The organism is Comamonas odontotermitis (assembly GCF_020080045.1).
Classification (GTDB): domain Bacteria; phylum Pseudomonadota; class Gammaproteobacteria; order Burkholderiales; family Burkholderiaceae_C; genus Comamonas; species Comamonas odontotermitis.
Map to the genome: position 1 here is coordinate 2,407,103 of NZ_CP083451.1, position 20,341 is coordinate 2,427,443.

General features: G+C 57.0%; 25 protein-coding genes. 1 reads left to right on the plus strand and 24 read right to left on the minus strand.

Annotated features, from left to right (window positions below; all coding sequences use genetic code 11):
- Nucleotides 1–13: 13 nt before the first annotated feature.
- From LAD35_RS11135 to LAD35_RS11185, 11 genes are all read right to left on the minus strand, one after another.
- The gene (locus tag LAD35_RS11135; RefSeq protein ID WP_224149142.1) at nt 14–1,999 is read right to left on the minus strand and encodes a hypothetical protein; all 1,986 of its coding nucleotides are present in this window, start codon (nt 1,997–1,999) and stop codon (nt 14–16) included.
- Nucleotides 2,000–2,252: 253 nt separating this feature from the next.
- On the minus strand, nt 2,253–3,533 hold the full coding sequence (locus LAD35_RS11140; protein WP_224149143.1) for a hypothetical protein: 1,281 nt from the start codon (nt 3,531–3,533) through the stop codon (nt 2,253–2,255).
- Nucleotides 3,534–4,005: 472 nt separating this feature from the next.
- On the minus strand, nt 4,006–4,905 hold the full coding sequence (locus LAD35_RS11145; protein WP_224149144.1) for a hypothetical protein: 900 nt from the start codon (nt 4,903–4,905) through the stop codon (nt 4,006–4,008).
- Nucleotides 4,906–4,912: 7 nt separating this feature from the next.
- Nucleotides 4,913–5,560 (minus strand): phage adaptor protein, encoded by a 648-nt coding sequence (locus LAD35_RS11150; RefSeq protein ID WP_224149145.1) that lies wholly within the window; start codon nt 5,558–5,560, stop codon nt 4,913–4,915.
- 9 nt (nt 5,561–5,569) lie between these two features.
- Nucleotides 5,570–6,028, minus strand: coding sequence for a hypothetical protein (locus LAD35_RS11155; protein WP_224149146.1), 459 nt, complete (start codon nt 6,026–6,028; stop codon nt 5,570–5,572).
- A gap of 59 nt (nt 6,029–6,087) precedes the next feature.
- Complete coding sequence (locus LAD35_RS11160) at nt 6,088–7,125, minus strand: N4-gp56 family major capsid protein (RefSeq protein ID WP_224149147.1); 1,038 nt, start codon at nt 7,123–7,125, stop codon at nt 6,088–6,090.
- Nucleotides 7,126–7,144: 19 nt separating this feature from the next.
- Nucleotides 7,145–8,050, minus strand: a complete 906-nt coding sequence (locus LAD35_RS11165; protein ID WP_224149148.1) for a hypothetical protein — start codon at nt 8,048–8,050, stop codon at nt 7,145–7,147.
- Nucleotides 8,051–8,085: 35 nt separating this feature from the next.
- Nucleotides 8,086–8,307 (minus strand): hypothetical protein, encoded by a 222-nt coding sequence (locus tag LAD35_RS11170; protein ID WP_224149149.1) that lies wholly within the window; start codon nt 8,305–8,307, stop codon nt 8,086–8,088.
- A gap of 48 nt (nt 8,308–8,355) precedes the next feature.
- Entirely contained in the window at nt 8,356–10,563 is a 2,208-nt protein-coding gene (locus LAD35_RS11175; protein WP_224149150.1) for a portal protein, read from the minus strand.
- Nucleotide 10,564: 1 nt separating this feature from the next.
- Complete coding sequence (locus tag LAD35_RS11180) at nt 10,565–11,860, minus strand: PBSX family phage terminase large subunit (protein WP_224149151.1); 1,296 nt, start codon at nt 11,858–11,860, stop codon at nt 10,565–10,567.
- On the minus strand, nt 11,857–12,456 hold the full coding sequence (locus LAD35_RS11185; RefSeq protein WP_224149152.1) for a terminase small subunit-like protein: 600 nt from the start codon (nt 12,454–12,456) through the stop codon (nt 11,857–11,859). The genes LAD35_RS11180 and LAD35_RS11185 overlap by 4 nt, the downstream gene beginning before the upstream one ends.
- 28 nt (nt 12,457–12,484) lie before the next feature.
- On the opposite strand from LAD35_RS11185, the gene LAD35_RS11190 reads away from it, so the two are divergent.
- Nucleotides 12,485–13,273, plus strand: a complete 789-nt coding sequence (locus LAD35_RS11190; RefSeq protein WP_224149153.1) for a hypothetical protein — start codon at nt 12,485–12,487, stop codon at nt 13,271–13,273.
- A gap of 3 nt (nt 13,274–13,276) precedes the next feature.
- Here the strand turns inward: LAD35_RS11190 and LAD35_RS11195 are convergent, their stop codons facing one another.
- The 13 genes from LAD35_RS11195 to LAD35_RS11255 all read right to left on the minus strand — a co-directional run bounded on the left by LAD35_RS11195 (nt 13,277) and on the right by LAD35_RS11255 (nt 20,268).
- Entirely contained in the window at nt 13,277–13,765 is a 489-nt protein-coding gene (locus LAD35_RS11195) for a hypothetical protein (RefSeq protein ID WP_224149154.1), read from the minus strand.
- Nucleotides 13,762–14,235: a hypothetical protein gene (locus tag LAD35_RS11200; RefSeq protein WP_224149155.1), complete on the minus strand. Its 474-nt coding sequence runs from the start codon at nt 14,233–14,235 to the stop codon at nt 13,762–13,764. The genes LAD35_RS11195 and LAD35_RS11200 overlap by 4 nt, the downstream gene beginning before the upstream one ends.
- Nucleotides 14,232–14,546: a hypothetical protein gene (locus LAD35_RS11205; RefSeq protein ID WP_224149156.1), complete on the minus strand. Its 315-nt coding sequence runs from the start codon at nt 14,544–14,546 to the stop codon at nt 14,232–14,234. Before LAD35_RS11205 ends, LAD35_RS11200 begins: the two co-directional genes overlap by 4 nt.
- A 199-nt stretch (nt 14,547–14,745) precedes the next feature.
- Nucleotides 14,746–15,078: a hypothetical protein gene (locus LAD35_RS11210; RefSeq protein ID WP_224149157.1), complete on the minus strand. Its 333-nt coding sequence runs from the start codon at nt 15,076–15,078 to the stop codon at nt 14,746–14,748.
- On the minus strand, nt 15,062–15,418 hold the full coding sequence (locus tag LAD35_RS11215) for a RusA family crossover junction endodeoxyribonuclease (protein WP_224149158.1): 357 nt from the start codon (nt 15,416–15,418) through the stop codon (nt 15,062–15,064). The genes LAD35_RS11210 and LAD35_RS11215 overlap by 17 nt, the downstream gene beginning before the upstream one ends.
- Nucleotides 15,415–15,588: a hypothetical protein gene (locus LAD35_RS11220; RefSeq protein WP_224149159.1), complete on the minus strand. Its 174-nt coding sequence runs from the start codon at nt 15,586–15,588 to the stop codon at nt 15,415–15,417. The genes LAD35_RS11215 and LAD35_RS11220 overlap by 4 nt, the downstream gene beginning before the upstream one ends.
- A gap of 44 nt (nt 15,589–15,632) precedes the next feature.
- Complete coding sequence (locus LAD35_RS11225) at nt 15,633–16,331, minus strand: hypothetical protein (RefSeq protein ID WP_224149160.1); 699 nt, start codon at nt 16,329–16,331, stop codon at nt 15,633–15,635.
- Nucleotides 16,328–16,645 carry a LexA family transcriptional regulator gene (locus tag LAD35_RS11230; protein ID WP_224149161.1) on the minus strand — a complete coding sequence of 106 codons (318 nt, stop codon included), beginning with the start codon at nt 16,643–16,645 and terminating at the stop codon, nt 16,328–16,330. The genes LAD35_RS11225 and LAD35_RS11230 overlap by 4 nt, the downstream gene beginning before the upstream one ends.
- Nucleotides 16,636–17,184, minus strand: coding sequence for a hypothetical protein (locus LAD35_RS11235; RefSeq protein WP_224149162.1), 549 nt, complete (start codon nt 17,182–17,184; stop codon nt 16,636–16,638). The genes LAD35_RS11230 and LAD35_RS11235 overlap by 10 nt, the downstream gene beginning before the upstream one ends.
- 2 nt (nt 17,185–17,186) lie before the next feature.
- Entirely contained in the window at nt 17,187–17,936 is a 750-nt protein-coding gene (locus LAD35_RS11240) for a helix-turn-helix domain-containing protein (RefSeq protein ID WP_224149163.1), read from the minus strand.
- A gap of 138 nt (nt 17,937–18,074) precedes the next feature.
- Entirely contained in the window at nt 18,075–18,941 is an 867-nt protein-coding gene (locus LAD35_RS11245) for a hypothetical protein (RefSeq protein ID WP_224149164.1), read from the minus strand.
- Nucleotides 18,931–19,794 carry a ParB/RepB/Spo0J family partition protein gene (locus LAD35_RS11250; protein WP_224149165.1) on the minus strand — a complete coding sequence of 288 codons (864 nt, stop codon included), beginning with the start codon at nt 19,792–19,794 and terminating at the stop codon, nt 18,931–18,933. The genes LAD35_RS11245 and LAD35_RS11250 overlap by 11 nt, the downstream gene beginning before the upstream one ends.
- A 171-nt stretch (nt 19,795–19,965) precedes the next feature.
- Entirely contained in the window at nt 19,966–20,268 is a 303-nt protein-coding gene (locus LAD35_RS11255; RefSeq protein WP_224149166.1) for a hypothetical protein, read from the minus strand.
- Nucleotides 20,269–20,341 lie beyond the last annotated feature (73 nt).

Here is a 20,341-nt window from a genome sequence, read left to right on the forward strand (position 1 = left end):
TTACGAAATTTCTCTATCTGCTAGCGACCGCCCACCCGCCCGGCACCTGCACGACCTTCTTGCGCTGGCGGAGACCGGCCATCTCTGCGTCCAATCTGCGGGAGTAGACCGGCTGCTCAGACTGGGCCGACTGCGTGGCGGCGTTTAGGGCGATTGCGGGGGTCGCTGGGTTCAGTTGGGTGCGCTGGGCTGCCGACTTCACGAATCCTGGATTGGTCATCACACTTGCGAGGCCTCTGCCAAGTACTGGAGTGGCCGCAATTCCCATCAGCATCGGAATGTTCCCAGAGGCAATAGCTCCGGCGAGTCCAGATCCCATCCCAATCAGCGACGTTTGGCGTGCTGTGCCGCTAGGATTTGCAAACACCTGAGCACCATCACGACGAAGAGATGCCATCCGGCCCATGGTCTCGATGCGCTGGCGAAGGCCGGGCATGCCGGAGTTGGCGAACAGAGCGTTGCGCGCTGGGGCGGACATTGCCGCCAAATTGGTCAGGAAGGTCTCAGGACTGAAAGCCGAGCCCATCTCATCCTGAGCCGAGTTCCGAGCGCGGCCTAAGCGTTGGAGCACAGCTGCAGTGACCTCGCGGCGGTTTTCGTCGGGCATGGACTTCATCAACCGTTGAATCTGGGTTCCACCGTCGGCCAGGCCACTGGTTGCAGCCTTGAAAATCTTCTCAGGTGCATCGCGGTTGACGATGCCCTCAAGCTGCTCCAATCGCTGGATGCTGGATTTGGTGTACTGGTTTGCACGGCTCCAGGCTTGCTGAGCCTTTGGGCCTACCTGTTCTGCTGCTCCACCCAAATCATCGCTCAGAGCGCTGTACAAAGCTCTCCATTTCGAGCGCGGAACATCTGCCACCAGCGAGTTGTCAGCAATCTCTTGACCAACCATGGTGCGCAGCTTCTGCACCGCCTGATAAGGCAGTTGACCAGGCTGAGGCGCAACACCCATGCCCTGCATGCCGGGGTTGACCCGTCCCTGGGCAAAGCTGTCCAGATCCTTAAGGAAGGCCTGCTCGATGCTGCCGATCTTGGAGTTTTTGAAGAATCTCGACAGACTAGGCGCGCCCGCAATGCCTTCGTTCAGCGCGGCCAGCGCATCCCTGGTGCGGTCAACCTGAACTGGTGTTTGCGCAGGGATGAACTCGTCCAACTTGCCATACAGATTTTTCTGGACGGTTTTCACGTTGTTCTTGAATGTGTCCACGCCCTTGGCAATCGCCTCGCCCGCGCCCCAGCCGTTGGCATTCGGAGCCAGCTTGTTGGTAATGTCGTCTACGGCATCCTGCAGGGCCTTCGCTTGAATTTCTCCACGGCGGGCCATAAAACCGGAGCTACCAGGAACACTGGACAGCCCCGTTTCTGCAGCTTGGATTGCACGGGACTGGGTAGCTTGACCCAGGGTTGGGGTAATCCCCGCGGCCTTTTCGAAAGTGTCGATGTTGTCAGCCATTTGCTGCCGGCCAGCCTCTCCGCCGCGAACCGCGCCACGAAGTGCAGCCTTGCCTGCGAAACTGCCAACCGTTGGTGCCAGCCCCCCAGCCAAACCGGCAACCATCTGAGCCACCTCCCCACCACCATTCTCGCGCGTAATGCCTGATGCAGCACCAGAGGCAGCGCCGCTGACGGCTTGTAACTTCGGCGCCTCCATCAGCATGCCGCCAACGCCCTGCGCTACAGAGCCTGCACTCTTTGCAAGGAGTGGCCCTGCACCGAAAACTCCCGCAAGTGCGCCGGCACCGCCCTCCGCCACGTCTTGTGCAATGCGCTCACTGGCAGTCTCTGGCTGCGGTAGCCCTGCATGGGTCGCCAGATTGCCCGTTGCCTCCTTGAGCATCTGCAGGCGCGGCCCGTTGCCCTCGCCCATCACGGCGTCGACCGCTGCGTTCAGTGGCTTAGCGATCAGGTTGTCAGTGACCATCCCGGGAACGCTGGCCAGACCTTGCGCAAGACTTCGCACACCCAGGCCCAGGCCACGGGCCACCTTGTCGCCCATGGATGCTTCCTCTACAGGTGGAGCATTCCGAGGCTTCAGGCCAGCAAGCAGCTCCTCGTTCGACATTTTTGAATAGTCCGGGCCGGCGGCTGTAGCTGGAGCAGCCGAAACACCTGGGGTCGTCGCTGGTTGCTGGACCGATGGCGTAGGAGCCTGGGATGTTGCAGGCCCAACAGCAGGTGCTGGGTTACGGGGAGGCAGGGAGGCCAGCAGCTCATCGTTGCTCATTGAAGAGTAATCAGGTGCTGCCATCTCAATACCCCATTTCTTTCAGACGTGCCGCCAAGGCAGGATCAGATGCCGCGCGCCGTTGAAGCTCTGTGACTTGAGCATTCCCGGTGTTGGCTGCTACTGCTGCATTGCCAGCACCCACCACCTGACCAATTCGCTGCTCTGAATTAGGCACTTCTGCCTTGATGCCAGCCGTGGCGATGGCCCGGTTTTTCAGCTTCTGATCGATTACCTCAGGGGAGTCACCTGGCTGCGGAAAGTACTGCTGGCGGGCATTGGCAAACTCACCGTCGCTGATTGCAGCCCCGGATTCACGGCGCAGCACAGCGTTGATGAAGTCCCGCTGGCTCTGCTCGACCTTCTGCTGCTCTGCACTTTGCGTCCAATTTGCAGCTGCACCCATACCGACGGCATCAGCTGCACGCTTGAATAGCCCAGGCTGGTTTACGCCTTGATTGGCCAGATCCGATAGCGTCTTGTCGGCCTCCTGCATACGGCTGCCGAACTGCAGCGCCTTGGACTGGACATCATTGAGCGGCGCTTGACTCTTGTCCGCTGGCCCACCAGGGATCGCCTCTAGCCCGCCGCTGGTATTGAACCGATAGCCTGCAGGAGCATTTGCACGGCTGGCAGCTGCCGCCCTCTCCTTGGCCGCTTCAATGGATCCCAGAGCATCAATCATGGAGCGCTGCATGCCAGAGTCTGCTGCAATGTTCGCCTTCTGCAGCTCCGTCTGGTTCGCCTGCTGGCCCAACATGGCCTGCACCAAAGAGCGCTGCTGGTTACCCTGCTGCTCCATCCCCTCCCGCTGCAGGCCTGCGTTGACCTGGTTGGTAGCCATATCGAGGCGTGGTTGTTCCGCCCGGGCCGACAGATCCGCGCGGGCGGCATCCTGGAAGGCCGCTTGGGCGAGTGAGGGCCCATTGATCCGGCCACGACGGGAATCAAATGCGCCGCCGTTGTTCGTGATCGAGCTGGCAGATACCTCCAAGTTGCGCAGATTGTTGCGAGCTTCCCAGTCATTGCCGCTGTGAGCTACCTGTGGTGCATTGAACTGCGGTACCTGTTGCTGCGGCTGCATGCTGAACGCCCGGTCGATCAGAGACTGGCCGGCAGGAGGCTTTGCGGCTGCAGGAGGAGTGTCAAAAGCCCGCGCAACCAGCCCGCCACCCATGCCAGGAGAGCCTGGACTTGCACCATTTATTGAGACATCGCCTCCCACGTTTCCACCGCTGTAGGTATTCGTGGTCGGGTCGAAGCTCACCTTGTTGGACTGTGGAGTCCCTGCAAAAGCACGGCTCACCAGCGAATCTTGAACGGGCGCAGGCGCTTGGGGGTTTGCAACGCCACTATTGGTGACGTTTCGCTGCAATGGGCCTGCTACAGGGCTGGCAGCTGGAGTCGTTGCAGGGGCTGAGGGAGGCTTTGGAGGCGAGGCCATAGCCACCTGCACCATTCCAGGCTTAGAGGCTGCCGCAGCATCTCCGAACGAGTTTGGCCGCGGCGCTCGATAGTCATCCATTGGGATCTGATCAATAAGACTCTGGCGTTGATCATTCGTTGCCATTCCTGCACCTCTAATAGTTCAGATTGCAGTGTCTACAGAGGAGGGATTTACGTCTAACCCTGTAGGGGGTACAATATTGACACCGTGTCCCAGACAGGCAGTGCTAGCTAGGTTGTGCAGTGTTAATGGCAGTTCGCAAGGACTGTGAAAGTACGAGAGGTGGAAATCGGCGCCACCCCCTCCTAGAAGGCCCGCAAAGCCCCGATTGCTAACGCTTCGGGGTTTTGTCGTTTCTGGCCCTCAATCCCTCAGGAACCACTGTGCGGACCTCATAGCCGCTCTCTGTCTGCTGCAAGGGCATGCGTGCATCGAAGGTACGGCCAGATACCGGATCTCTCACGCCAGAATTCAAAAGCGATGGATTCTGCGCCTGCTTGGCCACGTTCAAGTCTGGGCGCGCACGATTGGCCATTGCCATTTCTGCAAACTTAGTCACGTCTGCTGGTTCAAAGCCGTCTTTGTTGATACGACCAGCCAAGAGATGCTCTGTAGCGGCATCAGTCATGTGCACATCGCGTGTTGGCGCTTCTTTCCCGAAAAGCTGGCTCAAGCCTTTAGCCTGCCCTTCAGTCACATCCCCCAGCCGATAAGTCCCGCTCCCCTTTCCAGCAGTCAGGTCAGCCAACAACCGAGTCTTCCCCTCTGGGGACATGGCCGCCATCATGGCGAGACTCTTGGGCAATGCCGCTGGGGTAGCGAGATTGGCAAGAAGCTCTGCAGCAGGCCGACGCTCAGTGGAGATTGCACCAACATCCTCAAGCTTCTTACCAATCCATTCTGAACCGGCTACTGGAGCAGGATGCTGGTATCCCATAGGGGCCATCGCCATGGCAGTCACATCTACGGGCGCACCGGCCAAGGAAGCCAGGCTGCGCCCAGCGAGATCTCGAATGCCAGATGCGACTTGAGGCGAGGTGGCTTTTTCCACCTCATTGGCAAAAGCCGCGTCGATCAGGGAGCGCGCAGGCGCTCTCGGCGCCGCATTGCTTTGGCCAGCGCCAAACAGACGCGCAACAAGTCCATCCGGAACGGGTGCTTGCGCCTGAGGCGAAGCATAGTTGTCGAACGGAATGGAGTCGATGAGGCTGCGAGGTGGGTTGGAAGCCATGTGAACCTTATGCGATTGGTCCAGGCATCAATCCATCGCCCTGGCGTACCCAGGTTTCGTTACGGCCGCTGGACTTGCGCCCAAACTCGGCTTCGAAGTTGGCAAGGGCAAAGGCAGCCTTGGATGGGTCAAAGAGATCAGAATCGGTCTGGCTGTAGACCTTGTAGAGCATCCATTCGACTAGGGCGGGATGCATCTCAGGGCGGATTTCCGGCGAATCGTTGGTGAGGCTTGCCAAGCGCTTAGAAGGAAGCAGCTGCAGTGTCAGGCGAATGCTACAGTCCACATCCGGCCTAGGCCAAAGATTGAGCTTGCTGGTATTGATTCCCGAGACCAAATACCGCGGCTGAGCGCGATTGCCATGGTCCTGCCAGCCACAGAAAATGGTGTCCATCCCATCAGCGGTGATCCCCTCCAATGGCTGGCCACCAACAGATGCACGAATCACGCGAATGGCGTTCGCTGGCAAGGCCACATCTTCTGCACCAGCCTTTGCCTCAACAAAGACTGTTCCTACCAAGAGTTGCCCACGCCGGCATGCCTCCACCTGCGCCTCATTGGCGTAGATAGTCAGAAGCCCGTCATCGGCAAGGAATGGCTCACAAGAGTCCTTGCTCTGTGCACGATAGGCGGCGATCAGCTCTTGGAGATTCATGGCCGTGCCTTAGCGCGCCTCTGCCAGCACACCAGTCAACCATGCGCCGCCGTTGGGGTTGGGGTCGCTCATGACGCTGAAGGGGAAACGCAGGCTGTGCATGGAACGCAACTTGTTGAAACCCTGCTCACCCAGGCGCTCGTCCAGGGTCTGAGCAAAGTCGGTACGCTTGGATCGGGCCAGAACCTCCACATACTTGCGCTTCACCTGGACGGGCTCACCTCGTGGAATGAACTGGTTGACGCCATTCACACCAACTTGAACAAGCAAAGGTTCATCAGCATTATTGGGAGGGTTGACCATGATGGTTACCCTCTCGTTCATGAACGCCTCCATATCGATGGCCTTCTTCGGCATGGGCTTGTCGACCACATCGATACCTGCATGGCCTCCGATCTCGCCCACGGTGCGAATTTCCTCCGCCCCCAGGAATTGCGAGTCTGCATCGATTTGTTTGCGTGTTGCCATTGTGCTTGTCCAGTCAGTTGAAAATGCCCGGCACCCTCATGGAGCGCCGGGCGTGCCCATTACAGGGCGGAGACACCTGCCTCAATCAAGGCCATCCAGCCTTCGTTGAGCAGCGTGCACTGCATGTAGAACTTGGCGCCCACATAGCCGCGCTGGCCCAGGGGATCACTCTTGTCCTTCTGGCCAGGGGGGATGTAAGTGGGATCCACCGCATCGGAACCACGCAGAGCCAGTTGGCCCCAGGCATCCTCACCAACCACGATGAACGGATATACGTCCACCTTGGTGGCTCCCATCAGGCCCGTGGAGCCGATGTCAGCACCTGCACCCAGATAGGGTGCCAGCTCAGGGCTGGTGATAAAGCGGAAGTTCTCGCAAGAGCCCAGTTCCTGCGCATGGACCGGCTTGCGGCTGCCATAGGCACTGACATGCACGAAGCCAGGCAGATCGCGGATATCAGCTTCTGCGTCCGAGTGCACGAACACCAGATAGCTGGCTTCCACCGGCTTGGTAGCGATATCCACGCTGGGGGCCAGAATGCCCGTCACACGCTTTGCGTGGTTCGCCTGCAGGTTGCGGCTGACCTTGCGCAAGGTGTTCAGAGAAATCTTGCCGTCCACCGTGGCACGGCTGGAGCCAGCGCCACCGTAGAACACGTTGGTGCAAGACTTGATGACACCATAGCGGATCATTTCACGCAGCAGGCCCACGCGCTCGCCGCACTGCTTCTTCATTTCAGCAGGCACGTCGTCTTCGTAGGTATCCACCACCTGGTCGGTCAACTCATACAGGCAGCCGTACTGCTTGATGGTTGTGGTGATGTCCTGTGGCACCAGCGTGTCAGCTGCAGGCGTTACGCCTTCGGTCAACTCGTGGGCAACGGCATCCACCACCGGGCGGTTACGCGTATTCCAGTCCGTATTTGCCGCGCCAAAAGGCAGGTAACGGCGGTAAACGACCGTACGGCCGTTGTTTTTGGGGATGGCACGCTGAACACCAGTGATGCCCAGCACTTCCACGCCAACAGCGTGCGCCAGGATCTCACCCTTCAGTTTGCCAATTCGCTCCGCTGGAGCAGTTGTCTTGAATTGAGCCATGATTTAACTCCTTGTTGGGCTATTGCCCTAAAGTGCGTTTGAACGCAGCTTCCATTGCTTCCTGTTCTGTAGGCGCGGCTTGGGGACGCTGGGCAGAGCCTGTTGGCGTAACGGCACGCTGCAGTCGCTGTTGACCTTTTGCCGCCTTGTCAGCTGCTTCCTGCCTCCCAGCAACCCACTTGTCGTATCCATTCACCACAGAGGCGAGTGCTTCGGCGGTTTGTGCCGCCTGAAACGCCTGCCGTGTTTCATCCCCTTGCGCAGCCAGCCACGAACCAAATGGTTGTGACTGCACCTTTTCACGCCACCCTGGTTGAGTGCGATCCATCACAGCAAGCTCGATGAACATCTGGTCTGGCTCGGCCTGCGCCACCACTTGACCAGTGGCCACTGGTTCTTGCGGCGCGACGGGCGGGGCTGCCAGAGGCTGCGGCTGCTGCGACTTAATTAACGCTTGGATGCCTCGGTACACATCCGGATAGTCCTGCTCAAGCTGCTTGATTTCAGGCAAATCTTCAACAGATACAACTGCTGGTTGCGATGCCAGAACCTGTGGAGCTGGTGGTTGCTGCTGCAGGCGGCCATTCAGCTCACCCACCTTCCCCTCAGCCCTTCGCAGGCGCTGCTTGAGCGTTTCCACCTCAGATGCGCTTTCAACCAGGCGCTTTAGCTCACTGCGCTTGAAGCCTTCAAACAACTCGGGGTCATCTTCTGCAGGAAGCTTCTCAACTGGCGTTTCACCGGTCTTGTTAGCTTCCTCAGCATCTGATGCCTCAGGCTGTAGTTCAGGCTCCTGCGGCTCTGCCTCAACCTCAGGCTCTTGAGGGACCTCGGCTACCGGCGTAACCGGTGCGGGGGGCTCAAGTCCACTAGCCTCAGCAAATCCACGTTCAAACGCTGCTAGCTCCTGTTGCTGCTCGTCCATGCGTCATGCACTCCTTAAATCCACTTCCACCAAGGTCAGTAGGTTGGCCCAACGTTGGTGCTCAATTCCGGGTCAGGCTTATTGGCCAGAGCCAGTAGTGACTTAAAGGCTGCAATTCGCCCTCGCATCTCTGCAGTGGCTATTGCATCCAGCACAGGCGAATCGTTCTTCTCTCTCAGAATGGCAATTTGTCCCTCAGCGAACTGTTGAACTGCCCGCCAAGTCTGAGAGCTAATATCGACTGCCTGCTTCGTCATGGAGGCAGTTTCAATTGGGAGGGATTAAGCGTCCAACCCTACAGGGGGTTACAGCACGCCATCAAGGCGTTGTGTCTCTATACCTTGCTTCATGCCGATGTCAGGACTCACCGGGTTACCTGGATGAACAGGATCCGTGTTCTCCTGTGGCTCGATGGGTGGAATGGCAGAAGTGTCAGCCTCGGGGTAGATTGGCGCTATATCCTGGTCTTTGAATCCAACCGATCGAGCCAGGCCATCAGCAAGCCCTGCCGCTTGAGGCACTGCTGCAATAACCTGAGCGGTCTGAACTCCGCTGTAAAGCGTCTCCATGCCGACATTGGTAGCCTCTGCATCTGCTTTGCGAGCCAACGCCAACTCTTTGGTCTGCTGGGCCTCCAGTAGACCTGCCTTGGCCTCCAGTGTTGGATCAGGTGCTGGTTGCTGCGCTTGCGTGGCCTCTTCGTCCATCTGGAACTTCTTCGGATCCAGGCGTTGCCCCTTGCACAGCTCAGCAGCCAGTTTGGCTGGATCGAGTTTGTAAAGCGGATTGGCAGCTGCTTGAAGCATGGACATCAGGAATTGCTGCTGCGCATCACGCTCTACCAGGGCAGATGACGCACGCACATCAACCTGAAAGTCACCCTTGATACTCTCGTCATCGCTGTAAATCATCATCCAGTCGAAGTAGCGACGGATATGCGGAGCGGTCATGTAGTCGTCAAAGCGCTTGGCAAGGCGTCGCAGCACACTGGTGGCATTGTTGTTCTGCATCTGCATGCCACCCAGGGTGTTGGGCGCATCGCCGCGGATACCCTGCAGCATGGCAGGCATGCCGGTTGTGTCCTCGGCCATCTTGAGCGCGAAGTTGATGATGTTCATCAATTCGTTCTGCACAGACGGGACAACAAAGGCGTTGAAGGCGCCGCGCACATCCTGAACTGTGGCATTTGCTTCTGCACGCCACACCTTGCCTGGGCGAAGCGCATAGCTCCCATCAGCAGGTGTTATGTTGTTGCCAATGATGATCTGCGGCGCCGCCGACAGTCCGCCGTTGTCCATCATGGCCCGGGCACTAGCATTGAGCATGCGCTGCGTGGTACGAATCTGGCGGCTGATGCCCATGCCCCATGGCATGCCAGGGCGACGCTGCCAGGCTAGAACGTCATAGGGGAACTCACCATTTTCCTGGGGGCTCATGACACACTTGACCAGCCGATCATTGATCAGGACCGCCATGGTTGGCACACGATCTTCATCATCCTCTTCCAGATCAACACCGATGGCTGCGAGGTGCTCCTTTGCGCAGTAGCCGTAAAAGATCCACATCTCGTACTCATCATCGCCTGGGCGGTAGGTCGCCTCGGTGCCTTCGCGCACACGGCTTGGCCCTTCTTTGAGAGCAGCCTTCAGGGCAGTGGTGTCGTAGCTCTCATCAGCCAGCAACTCCTTGATCTGGCGCTTGCTAATGCACTCGCGCTCCCAGATATAGCTGCCGTGGTGAATGTTCTCTCCGCAAGATGGATCAGGGAAGAGGTTCCATGGATCAATGCGCTTGCTTGCTGGCTGGATTTCGTCCACCTTGACCATTGCAGTCAAGCCGGTCACTGGGTCCTTTTGTGTCACCCGGACAGTGCGCATGACCGGGAATGGCCCTTTCAGGACGCCGGATCCAATGCGTGCCGAATCTTCAATGACCTGACGCACCTCTCCATGCCAATTTGATTCAACCAATGGATCCTCAATTGCATCCTGCATCCGCAAGGCGGCTTCTTCAGCCTGGGCCTGCTGCGCCTCCAGTTGTGATTGCAACTGCTCGGGCCCCTCAGCGCCCATCTGTTGAGCAAGCGCAGCCAGTTTGATGGGTGAAATCTGCGGCAATGGCGTTGGCTTGATCTCCCAGCACCGATCATCGATTGGCAGCAGCATGTCCGATACTCGTGCGCTTGCTGCGTCCGTATAGCTTCGGGTGATGTTCAGGAAGATGACAGAGCGACCGCCCTCATTCCTTTTCATGCTCTGGCCGCTCAAGATGGCAGTCTTACGGCTGCGGTAGAGCTGGTTTGCATTTTGAAAATCGCGGTTGGCATCATCAATGCCCTGATAGTGCTCCTCATCCTCCGTCCACTCTTCCTCGATCCCAGATCCGGCACGGCCAGAAATGGCCTCTTTCCGCTTGGTCAGGAGCGTATTGAGGAAAGTGCGGCCAATATCCGCTCCAGAATCTGGGCGGTCATGCTGCATGTCTGCCTGGTTGTTTTCTGTGATTGCTTGCATGTCAATATCCCATCTCTGGATCATGTGCTACCCAGCTTGAATTAATTGCTATAGGGCGCTCTTGCTGGGCTCGATACATGTGTTCAGCCGACATAGCGATATATCGGAATGCATCTGCCCCGTGGCTGTACTCATCGTGCAGCGGGCCCATGGGCTCGTTCGTCTTGCTGTTGACCGCGCGCTGGTAACGCTTCAGGCATTCCAGCAGCCTGGCGGCCTTGCTCTTGTCGAAGTAACAGCGAGGGAATAGCATGCGCGCAGACTTGATCCCTTCTTCCACACTGAGCGCCGGATTGCACTTAACCTGGCGCCGGCCCAGTAGACGCAGTTTTTGCTCTGCGGTCTGTCCAGTTTGGAAGTTTCCAGCGTTGCCGTCGTGTGGCAGATAGTCCCACCCCCAGCGGTATGGGCGTTTGTCCAGTTGGGCGACATACCAATCCAATGTCCGGTGGCTGTCCTCTATGTAGTCGATGATCCGAACATCCTGCGCGCCGCCAATCTGGACCATAGCGATGGTCATAGAGTCATTCCAGCCCAAGTCCCAGACAGTATGAACCGGCAGACGTGTGTCATAGGGCACATTGCCAACACGTTGGTCTTGGTACAGCGCTTCAATCTCAAAACGATAGATTGCTCCAGCAGAAACGGTGCGGGCCTTGCCCTCCCAGATATGCTCATAGTCTTCCTTGAGCATGGAACGCTTGGCCTTGAGGCGTTCTTCATTCAGGACATCTGGAAACCAGGGGTTGTCCCGCCAGTTGATGTCACAAACCCAGGTATCTTCTGAAGGTGTGGCAATGAAACGCTGGTAGGTTTCATCGGTCTCCATGTCCGGGTTCAGGGTCAGCCAGATCTCGCTGCCTTCCTTGCGGATCGTGGGTGTGAGTGTGTCCCATGACTTTTTACTCACCCCATGGGCTTCTTCCACCCAGACAAGATCCACCCCTTCAAAGGACTTTATCGAATCCACTGTGTGGCTCTGCAGGCCTGAAAACACGATCAGCGTGCCATTGGCGCCCCGAATCTCCGTGTCCAGCACTTCATAGAACGCTTGCAGGCCAAGCTTGATGATCTTGTCCTTGAGCAGCCGATGCACAGAGTCGCGCATGGACTTCTGGATTTCACGGGCGCAGAGGATGCGCAGTGGGTTCCGAGCGCCCTTCTCCAGCAGCACCTCGGCAACACCGTGTGACTTACCTCCACCTCGGCCGCCCTTCATCACTTTGTACCGGCAAGGCTTGTACAGGCCGGCCAGCTTGGCTGGGATTTGCACGTTGATAGCAAGGGGTGCGTTCATTCGTCATCCTCGGAACGCGCAGGGGCTTCGACGAAGGTGACAGTTGACTGAATGGAGATAGGAGCACCACCTGGGCCACTGTGTTCAGCCTGGAGCTTGTCGCCGTATTTCTTCGGAACCAGCTTAGACAGCAGCCACTTACGCGCATCTACTCGCAGACGGTTGCGGGCTACAGCTGTTGCGTCGAATACCACCTCCGTATTGCCGTCACCATCCTCGTCTCTGCTGCCATGTTTGTCGGCCTTAACCATGGTGCACTCTTCGTCAGCAATGGACAGGATGTCTTCTGCCATCGTTTCGGCCTGCGCCTCTCGCGCGCGCGCGTAACGCTCTCTGAGCTTGTCGCCCTCTTCCCCATCCTCAGCGAGCCATCGCATAAAGGTGGCCATTGCAGGCATACCCGGCTCGGCACAGATGGAGCGCAGGCTGTTCCCCTCTACAAGCTTCTGCAGTACAGCATCCGTGACAGTGCGATCAAGGGCATGAGGTGGCCTTGCTGCAGACGCACCTTTGCCTGCCGCCTTCTTCTTGACAGCAGGCTTAGCTTTAGAGTTCTTGGGAGTTGCAGGCCTTGTGCCTTGCTTTGGTGTTGCCATTCCCTGAGTGTTCAGGGAAGGCTTCGTGATGTCGAACCCTACGCGGGGGGCAATGGCATACTTCTTAGCAGTTGATCTAGGAAGCCAAATGCACAAAACTGAAAAACCACTTCAAGCCAACGCAAAGAAAGACTATTCCAGACTCCTGCACGCCTTTAGTCCCAAGGTTGGCGCATGGCTTACTGTGTTGTACCTACTAGGGATGGCAACACTGGTTGCCATTAGGTGGGAAGATTTCTGCGCGATGAAGCTGAACGAGATTGGTGATTTCCTTGCTGGCAGCTTCGGGCCTGTGGCTTTTTTGTGGTTGGTTCTTGGATACCTACAACAAGGGCGTGAGCTACGCCTAAATAGTGAAGCTCTAAATCTTCAAGCAGAAGAACTCGCAAACTCTGTCGCTCAGCAAAAAGAGATTGCAGAGGCCACAAAGACTCAAGTCAACCAATTACTTGAGAATCATCGTGCAAATCTCAAAATTAATTTTACCCTTGGCATCAACAGAGGTGATTACCTCAATGCAGCACCCGTTGAAATAGAAATAAAGAATTTTGGCTACAGGTGTATGGATATTGACATTTTCATTTCTAAGGCCAGCCAGTTTTCTAGCAATCCAGTTTACGAACAATTAAATTTCAATATACCAGTGCTAGACACTAACGACTCAATTGTGCGCAGATTTATACTTAGCACTGCGGTAGATCTCTCTAAGGAAAGAATTACTATTTCCTACAAAGATGGAACAGGAGAGCGAATTAACAAGCACCATATCGCAACAGTAGCAAATGGGCGATTGCATTTTGGGCCAGTAGGCGAATAAAAATTAGATTAACTCAATTGCCATCTGCCGCCCATCCGCCTCCAGCATCTCCTTGAGCCCCGCCACCTGACGCTTGAGCTTCTCCACCTGGTCGGCGAGGCGCACCGTCAGGTGCGTATGCTCCACCACCGCGGCTTGGGCTGCAGATCCTGCTGCAAGCGGGGCCAGCATCCGCCACTCTCCCGGCGTCAGTGACATCACTTGGTCGCCCTTCTCGATCTTGGCGTATCCCCGAGGGAGGATGGTTACGCTGACTGCCTCTGACTGCTCAGGCACCTCGGCAGGCTCATACAGCCCCCGCTCAATGCTGATGATCTTGTCCTCTCGCTTGAGGGATTTCAGGGCTTCGTCGACCGTCACAGTCTTCAATCCCGTTTGGCGCACCAAGGCATCCCGAGTGATTGGGGCGCCGAGGTCGTAGAGTTCCCATACTGCTTCACAGACGCGGGCCTTGGCAGTTCGCTCTTGGGCTGGGGTCAGCTTTTCGGTCATAGGGCCTCCTTTTCCTGTTGAATCTCTGTTTCGGTGATTAGCCACTTGGGAAGATCCCTGGGCCACTTCCCTTGCATCTCGATTTTTCTGCGGGTGTCTGCGCCCCAGGCTTCGGCAACGATGGCGGCGGCAAGCCGCGGATAAAGCTCGTACTGGTCGAACTTTGGGTGGCACCCCTTCACCCCAGGCCGGTCGCAGCACAGCGGGAAGCAGGTGCGATCATCAGTTTTGAGGCCAGTGCCTTTGCCATGATTGGCATGCGCGGCCTGGCTGTACCCGACGATCTTGCAAGCGATACAGGGAAGGCTTGCCACCAGTCGGCGGTAGCCCTCATGGCGTAGAAACGCGCCCTTTGACACTGGGGTAGCTGCCGTCGATGCCTGTGCGTAGTTCGGCGCAGCAGGCAACGGCCGGCACACAGGCTTTGGGGCGATCTGTCGCTCTTGGCGCTTGAATCCACTGCGCTTCATCGTGCGCCCTCCAGCAATCGACGCGCTTCGCCCAACTTTTGATGGACCACCAGCACACTCACCTTATTGGCGTGTGCAAGCGCCTCAACACTGACACCTCGGCTGCGTTCCAGATGCAGATTCATCAGGCGCATTGGCGTCCAGTGGCAGAACTTGCCTTTTTCAACCCGGTGCAAATACCCTCTGTAGACGCATTGCACCCACTTCTGGCTCATCTTGTACTCATCGGCGATCTGCCTCCAGGTCATCCGGCGAGCAACACAGCCGGCCAGGTCGTAGAGTTGGGCATCCGTCCATTGTTTGCGGCTCATTTCCGTGTGTCTCCCAAAGACTGCCATGTGCGCTGAACACCAGCTGCGATGTCGCTATAGATTTGGTTTAGCTCTCGCTCACGTCTCAAACGGCAATACTCTTGCCATCTTTGATAGGCAGAGAGAGGGGTCGCCCCCACCCCAAACCCTATACCTCCAAGGCACAACCAATACCCATACTTAAGGTAAATCCTTGGCTTCATCGCACCACCCTCCCCTCTGCCCGATTGCTTGCTTCCTGTGACCTCCAGATTTCCACCTGCAGCTCAGCTGCCTTCATCTTCCAGCGGAACAACTCCTCAGCCTCTACAGCCGATTCCAAGCCGTTGAGCAGCTCGATGTACTCGGGGTGGCTATAGGCGTAGGCTTCACGGTCGGCAACGGTCTTGCCTTCCGCCTGCTGCATGAGGATGGCCTTCTTGGACTTGCGGAACTCCTCCAACTGGACACGCTTAGCCTTGGCTGCCGCGTAGCGGGGCGCAGTCTGGAGTAGGTAGTCAACCGCAACTTGAGGATCAATTGGCTCGGACATGGCGCACCTCCACTTTCACCATTCCGCCGATCTGGTCGGCCTTGTCGATACCCAGCTTCCAGTTCTTGTCATCAACTCCCAGCACATCAGCCAGACCATCGAGGCCCGACTTCATGCGCGCCAGAGCGTTGTCCAGGTCAAATGAGCGGCGGCTCGGCGGGAAAAAAAGCAGATCAATGTGCAATTTCTGCACTTTGGTCCGGCCAACACCTTGAGCCCGTGCCTGTAAAGCGCACTCGGCGCGGTACGCCTTCTTGGCCTTAGCCACTACCGCCCAGTGCAGGCGTGCGTTGGGACTCAGCGCCTTTGGCGGCCATGGCAGCGTCAGGGCAGCGATCAATCCAGAGGCTTGGCCTCCTCCGGCGATGGCTTGAACCCCTTGGCCTTGAGTTGCTCCCGCACAGCCTCCCGCATCCCGGCCCAGGCACCCGCCGCATCCTGGTCGGCTTCCAGCTTGGCAGCCTGCGCCCTGCTGTACTGCCACCAGCCCGGCGTCATTGCCAACGTCACCAGCCAGTCCCGTGTTTTTAGAAATTCGCTGCATTGCTGCCCCCTCATGCGGCCTTACGCTCAATAAGTTGAGTGAATATCCCGTTTGCCGCGTACTCCCGGCGATTTCGTCCAGACCGAATTCCTTGCGCTGCAGCTTTGGTAATCCCGAAATGGTCGGCAGCCTGCTGATTCGTCCCGACGAACGCACGCAACCCACGCACCATCTCGTCCGTGATGTGCGAACGCTTCTTTCTGCCAATCGATTGGCGCATGCGGTGCAGAAGAGTCATTTTTTTGCCCTTCTGCGCATGGCCACGCTTTACCTTCTTGATGTGACTAAAGGCCACACATGCAGGGTCTTCGCACTTGGGAAGCAGCACATCACTGTTTGTCAACGACTTGCCCGTGGTCGTCTCCCAGATCAGCCTACGCACCGATGTCTTGGGTTTACCACCTGGCACATACACCAGAGGCCCCTGCCGGCCATTTGTTGATCCAGACCAGAGTTCGCAGCCGCTTTCCTTGTCAACACGACACTTGCCAAGGAGGTACGCGAGAAGCTCATCAGCAGACATTTGCCAATCTGGCAGTGCGTAGCCAGTCCATTCACCGACATGCAGCCTTTTGATGCGGCCTTCTGCCTCCAATTGCTTGAGCACTGGTGCAATGTTCTTGCGCCAGTTGAAGCTCGCGGTGTCTCCCAGGCTTTGCGCCAGTACCAACCCTTTGCTGACGAGTTCCATGATTTGCTCTTTGGTCATGCCTCGACCCCCTTGATGCGGGCAAAGCGGTACTTGCCCACCGCGTTCTTTTCCAGATAGCCGAACCGAACCAGCGCATTGACATGCCACTGCATTGCGTTAGGCGTCATGCCAAAACGCTTTGCAGAAACATTGATGGGAGGCAGCTGATCGTTCTCAGTGAAGAACTCGCGCATGAATGCCAAGATGCCAAGCTGGTCTGGAGTGGCGACGGTAGCCGGCGTTCTCCCGCCCTTTCGCAGCACTTCGGTCTTGCCGGTACCACGGATGGCAGCGGCCAGCGCGTTCGCTTCCTTCATGTAGGTCACTGCCATGCCATCCGCCCTTCCATACCCAGGGCCAGACGTGCTTCGCGCTGGCTGTACCTAGTGACCGACTTGTCATTGCGCTCAACACGCCACAAGATGCGACGCGCCCAGTCTTTGCCGTCGTTCTTGGGTTGCAGATCAACCTTAATGGGTTCAAGCTTTGGAGCAGGAAGGGCCTTGATCCCCTGCTCTTGCGCATAGGTCTTGCGGGGCGTCAGTGCTTCACACACCGCCTCAAACTGCGGCAGATTGGGCGGAAACTCGGGGTGCTCTCGTGTCAGCTTCTTGGCTGCGGCCTCAATGGTCGCGGCGGGAAACTTGCTCAATGCAGCATCCCAAACTTTCATGGTCGAACGAATCCCGAGATCCCGCCCCTCCGAATCGGTCACCCCAGTGGCGAACTTTGAGAGAAACAAGGAGCCATAGGAGCCTTGCAAGGTCACAAACAGCAGCTTCACAGTGCTACCCACTTGACGCTCTGCAGCTGGAGTGCTTTGCTGCGCTGCGCGCACAACGGCGTCTTCGAATTCAACAACGTTGTGCATGGTCATGCCTCGTAAATGGTTGCAGCAGCTGCTGCGAATTTGTGAGATGAGGATGACCGTGAGCCAGAATGCTGAATAAGAGCATTGCCACCTGTCTTCGGCTCAAACAGACCCTGCCAGCCAGCAATGGCTGCGTTTTCCAAGGCCAATGCGTGGTCTATGCCTTCCGCTCTCCACTTGGCCAGCTTTTCAACAGCCATCTGCTTTTGGGCATCAGTGGCGTTCTTGCGTTTAGCACACGAGTGCCACGCATCCCAATGCGCTTGATCAATCCAGTCCGGCAGAACAAAGGTCGAGGCGCGCTTGCGCGTCTTTTTGGATTGTTCAATGGACTGTTCAATGGATTGTTCTTTGCGTGTAGCCTGATCGGCTACGGGTGGTGTAGCCCGTTCGGCTACCGTTTGAGTAGCCTGTTGGGCTACCGTCGCCGATTCGGCTACCGTAGCCTGATCGGCTACTTTTTCACCAATTGGCAGATCAGGAACATTCAAGGTGTAGCGAGTGGATTTCGAAAATCCCCCAACGCCTTCCTTAGTGATCCAGCCAAGATTCACCAGGGCAGTAGTCGCACTGCTGATGTTGGATGGATGCAAGCCCGTGCGCTCTGCGATAGAGGCGCGAGACGGCCAGACAGTGTTTGTCGCTTTATTGCGGAATGAGAAGAGCGCAATCAGGACGCGGGTTTGCTCAAGCGTCAATCGCTTGTCCATCACCACCTCCATTGGCACTACTGAGAATTGGCTTTCTGTCATTCCTGTTTCCTATCTATCTGATGCCTTGCCCTACTTTTCTGCTTCTGGTACATTTCGTTCAAAGCATTTACTTCGAGGTTTTTGCTAATGAAGCCCGCACGGTTGCAGCCGATGCGGGTTTTCTCTTGGGGCTAACGCTCAACAGAAATCTGTGCGAAAATCTGATTGCATAACGCCCTTGGCTGCACCTCCGCGTGCAGCCTTTTTCTTTTCGGGGGCGTCGTCTGCCTGAACTGTCCAACCGAAGACGACCCGTACTTGCGAGTACGAAGCAGTTGAGTCTTTGATTTGCACCTTCGTGAGCTTTGCTTTCTCAGGCGAGAAGGCGATCAGGCATCGGCTGAGCATGTCAGCGGTATCAGATGCACGGATTCGGCCATCCACATGAGAGCGGTACAACGACTGAGCGACTGGTGGCATGGCGTCAAAGTGGCTCATTACAAGCGAGCGGTAGACGCTGCGAACATAGTCCACATCAACACCGTTCTTCATCGACATCACTGCTGCCAGGCGTACAGGTGCGGAACTCCAAGTTCTTGCAGCAGTGGGGCAGAATGCAAGCAATGCGTCGTGGTGGCGCTTGATGTTTTCAATGATCGGAATCAACATCGTTGGGGTGACGCTCGACTTGTTGTGAACACAGATCGCCGCGATCAGGCGTGCGGTTTCCACTAGGCGTCGGTCTTCAGAGCGCAAAGCATCTGCAGCAGTCCGCTTCACGCCAATATCCATCGCCTTGAACGCCTCATCCGACAAGCCGCGAGTAACAAGCATCGGAAAAGATCCATCGCGCAGTTCAGAGATTGCGGTCAGACGATGCTGACCATCGAGCAGCACTCCTCCTGTGGAGAAGGCAATGCCTTGGTGGGTTGGCACATACTCGCCGCGCTTGAAAGCCGCCTTCAGGCCTTCCACTGTGGACCTGCGCAACGTGCGATTGCTCGAATTGCAGCTCAGCCAGGTGGCTGCCATTGCAGGAGTCACATTGATAATTTCAGTCTTCATTGCATATCGCCTTTGTTGTCAAAATGGCGCCTTCCACCTCGGCGAGGAGTTCGCGCTCTTCTTGGGTAAAGCTGTCAGCGGCATTGATTGCGCCAATCAGCAGCCGTGCATAGGTGCACAACATTGATACGCCGCGCTCTTGGGCGGCTTTAAGTTCTTCGCGGATAGCATCGGCCTTGGGGCCTGTCTTGGGCTTGCCAACATGGCGGGCGGCCTTGGCCACCTCTTTGACGCGGCCTGCTTCAACTGCAGCGCGCTGCTCTGGCTCAGGCAGTTCAGCAACGAGGGCCGCTGCCGAAATTGACGCCTTGCCGCTGTCCATGGCCTGGACAAGCTCTGGTACAGCGTGTTGCACCACTTTCTTAGCCTGCTCGTAGGTCTTGCCGTTGCCGAAACCGGTGGCCTTGGCGACCAGGTCTCGGGTGTCGCCCGTCGGTTCATTCAAGCCGGAAAATTTTCCGGCTTGATCCTCAGTTTTGCGATCTCCACCGTGGCGCTGCGCGAACTCCCGCTCAATTGCCTCGCCAATAGCAACCCTCTCAGAGGGCGTGAAGTCCTTGCGGAACTCGTTCTCTGCCAGCTCGCCCTTGAGCAACGAATCCAGATTCACAAAGCGCGCCTTGATCTTGTCCAGGCCCAGCTGCTTGACTGCGCGCAAACGGCGCTCGCCGAACACCAGCCTATAGGCCGAGTCGATGCCAATAGGCTGCAACAAGCCCAGCTCTTCGATGCTTGCAGCGAGCGCGTCTATGTCTCCAAAGTCCTTGCGGAATCGGTCTTGCACAACCACCAGATCTACCGCTACGGAGATGATGTTTTCTGTAGCCGAAGATGCGCTATGTGAGGCAATCATTTCTGCACCTCGCATTCAGCAGCGTGCATCGCCTGGCGGTATGCATTGTTGAAGAAATGCCACAAGGGAGTGCCTTGCTCGTGGTGGTTAGCCTCCACCAGCGGAACTCCTTGCGTAGCGGCGTACCTAGCCTGCGAATGGAGCACAGCGGGAGTAAGAGTCTTGATTGATTCAACCATGAGCACCTCCAGATTCGGGGGCCTCAATAGAGCCTATGAGCTTCGTGAGTGCCTCAATACACTTGGCTTCATGGTTAGATTTATCCAAGACCAATTGCCTGTAAGACCGCTTGTGAACGGTCATGTAAATGAAGTCGCGCAGCAAGCTGGCAGTGTCAGTGCGGATGCTTGCGCAGTACTGGAGCCACAACTCTTGAGTGACCGGGTCAATCTTGGTTTTGGCTTCTTCTGTCAGCTTGCCCAGGGGGCCAGCAATGCCTCGGGCAAGCATCGGAATTTCGTCGTGGTCTGCCATGGCGTGATCCTTGTTGAAAGTGCCGAAGTAGCCCGGCAAGTAATTCGTTTTGAGGTTTCGGAGGCTGATCCGC

Excerpts from the sequence above, each read along its gene's own strand:
- LAD35_RS11185 (WP_224149152.1), bottom strand. The coding sequence starts at position 12,456 with ATGGCAACACCAAAGCAAGGCACAAGGCCTGCAACTCCCAAGAACTCT.
- LAD35_RS11225 (WP_224149160.1), bottom strand. The coding sequence starts at position 16,331 with ATGACCAAAGAGCAAATCATGGAACTCGTCAGCAAAGGGTTGGTACTG.
- LAD35_RS11245 (WP_224149164.1), bottom strand. The coding sequence starts at position 18,941 with ATGAAGACTGAAATTATCAATGTGACTCCTGCAATGGCAGCCACCTGG.
- LAD35_RS11190 (WP_224149153.1), top strand. The coding sequence starts at position 12,485 with ATGTCGAACCCTACGCGGGGGGCAATGGCATACTTCTTAGCAGTTGAT.
- LAD35_RS11150 (WP_224149145.1), bottom strand. The coding sequence starts at position 5,560 with ATGAATCTCCAAGAGCTGATCGCCGCCTATCGTGCACAGAGCAAGGAC.
- LAD35_RS11135 (WP_224149142.1), bottom strand. The coding sequence starts at position 1,999 with ATGGGCGACAAGGTGGCCCGTGGCCTGGGCCTGGGTGTGCGAAGTCTT.
- LAD35_RS11170 (WP_224149149.1), bottom strand. The coding sequence starts at position 8,307 with ATGACGAAGCAGGCAGTCGATATTAGCTCTCAGACTTGGCGGGCAGTT.
- LAD35_RS11165 (WP_224149148.1), bottom strand. The coding sequence starts at position 8,050 with ATGGACGAGCAGCAACAGGAGCTAGCAGCGTTTGAACGTGGATTTGCT.
- LAD35_RS11250 (WP_224149165.1), bottom strand. The coding sequence starts at position 19,794 with ATGATTGCCTCACATAGCGCATCTTCGGCTACAGAAAACATCATCTCC.
- LAD35_RS11160 (WP_224149147.1), bottom strand. The coding sequence starts at position 7,125 with ATGGCTCAATTCAAGACAACTGCTCCAGCGGAGCGAATTGGCAAACTG.
- LAD35_RS11205 (WP_224149156.1), bottom strand. The coding sequence starts at position 14,546 with ATGAGCCGCAAACAATGGACGGATGCCCAACTCTACGACCTGGCCGGC.
- LAD35_RS11145 (WP_224149144.1), bottom strand. The coding sequence starts at position 4,905 with ATGGCTTCCAACCCACCTCGCAGCCTCATCGACTCCATTCCGTTCGAC.
- LAD35_RS11200 (WP_224149155.1), bottom strand. The coding sequence starts at position 14,235 with ATGAAGCGCAGTGGATTCAAGCGCCAAGAGCGACAGATCGCCCCAAAG.
- LAD35_RS11235 (WP_224149162.1), bottom strand. The coding sequence starts at position 17,184 with ATGCACAACGTTGTTGAATTCGAAGACGCCGTTGTGCGCGCAGCGCAG.
- LAD35_RS11175 (WP_224149150.1), bottom strand. The coding sequence starts at position 10,563 with ATGCAAGCAATCACAGAAAACAACCAGGCAGACATGCAGCATGACCGC.
- LAD35_RS11180 (WP_224149151.1), bottom strand. The coding sequence starts at position 11,860 with ATGAACGCACCCCTTGCTATCAACGTGCAAATCCCAGCCAAGCTGGCC.
- LAD35_RS11195 (WP_224149154.1), bottom strand. The coding sequence starts at position 13,765 with ATGACCGAAAAGCTGACCCCAGCCCAAGAGCGAACTGCCAAGGCCCGC.
- LAD35_RS11255 (WP_224149166.1), bottom strand. The coding sequence starts at position 20,268 with ATGGCAGACCACGACGAAATTCCGATGCTTGCCCGAGGCATTGCTGGC.
- LAD35_RS11155 (WP_224149146.1), bottom strand. The coding sequence starts at position 6,028 with ATGGCAACACGCAAACAAATCGATGCAGACTCGCAATTCCTGGGGGCG.
- LAD35_RS11230 (WP_224149161.1), bottom strand. The coding sequence starts at position 16,645 with ATGGCAGTGACCTACATGAAGGAAGCGAACGCGCTGGCCGCTGCCATC.
- LAD35_RS11210 (WP_224149157.1), bottom strand. The coding sequence starts at position 15,078 with ATGTCCGAGCCAATTGATCCTCAAGTTGCGGTTGACTACCTACTCCAG.
- LAD35_RS11240 (WP_224149163.1), bottom strand. The coding sequence starts at position 17,936 with ATGACAGAAAGCCAATTCTCAGTAGTGCCAATGGAGGTGGTGATGGAC.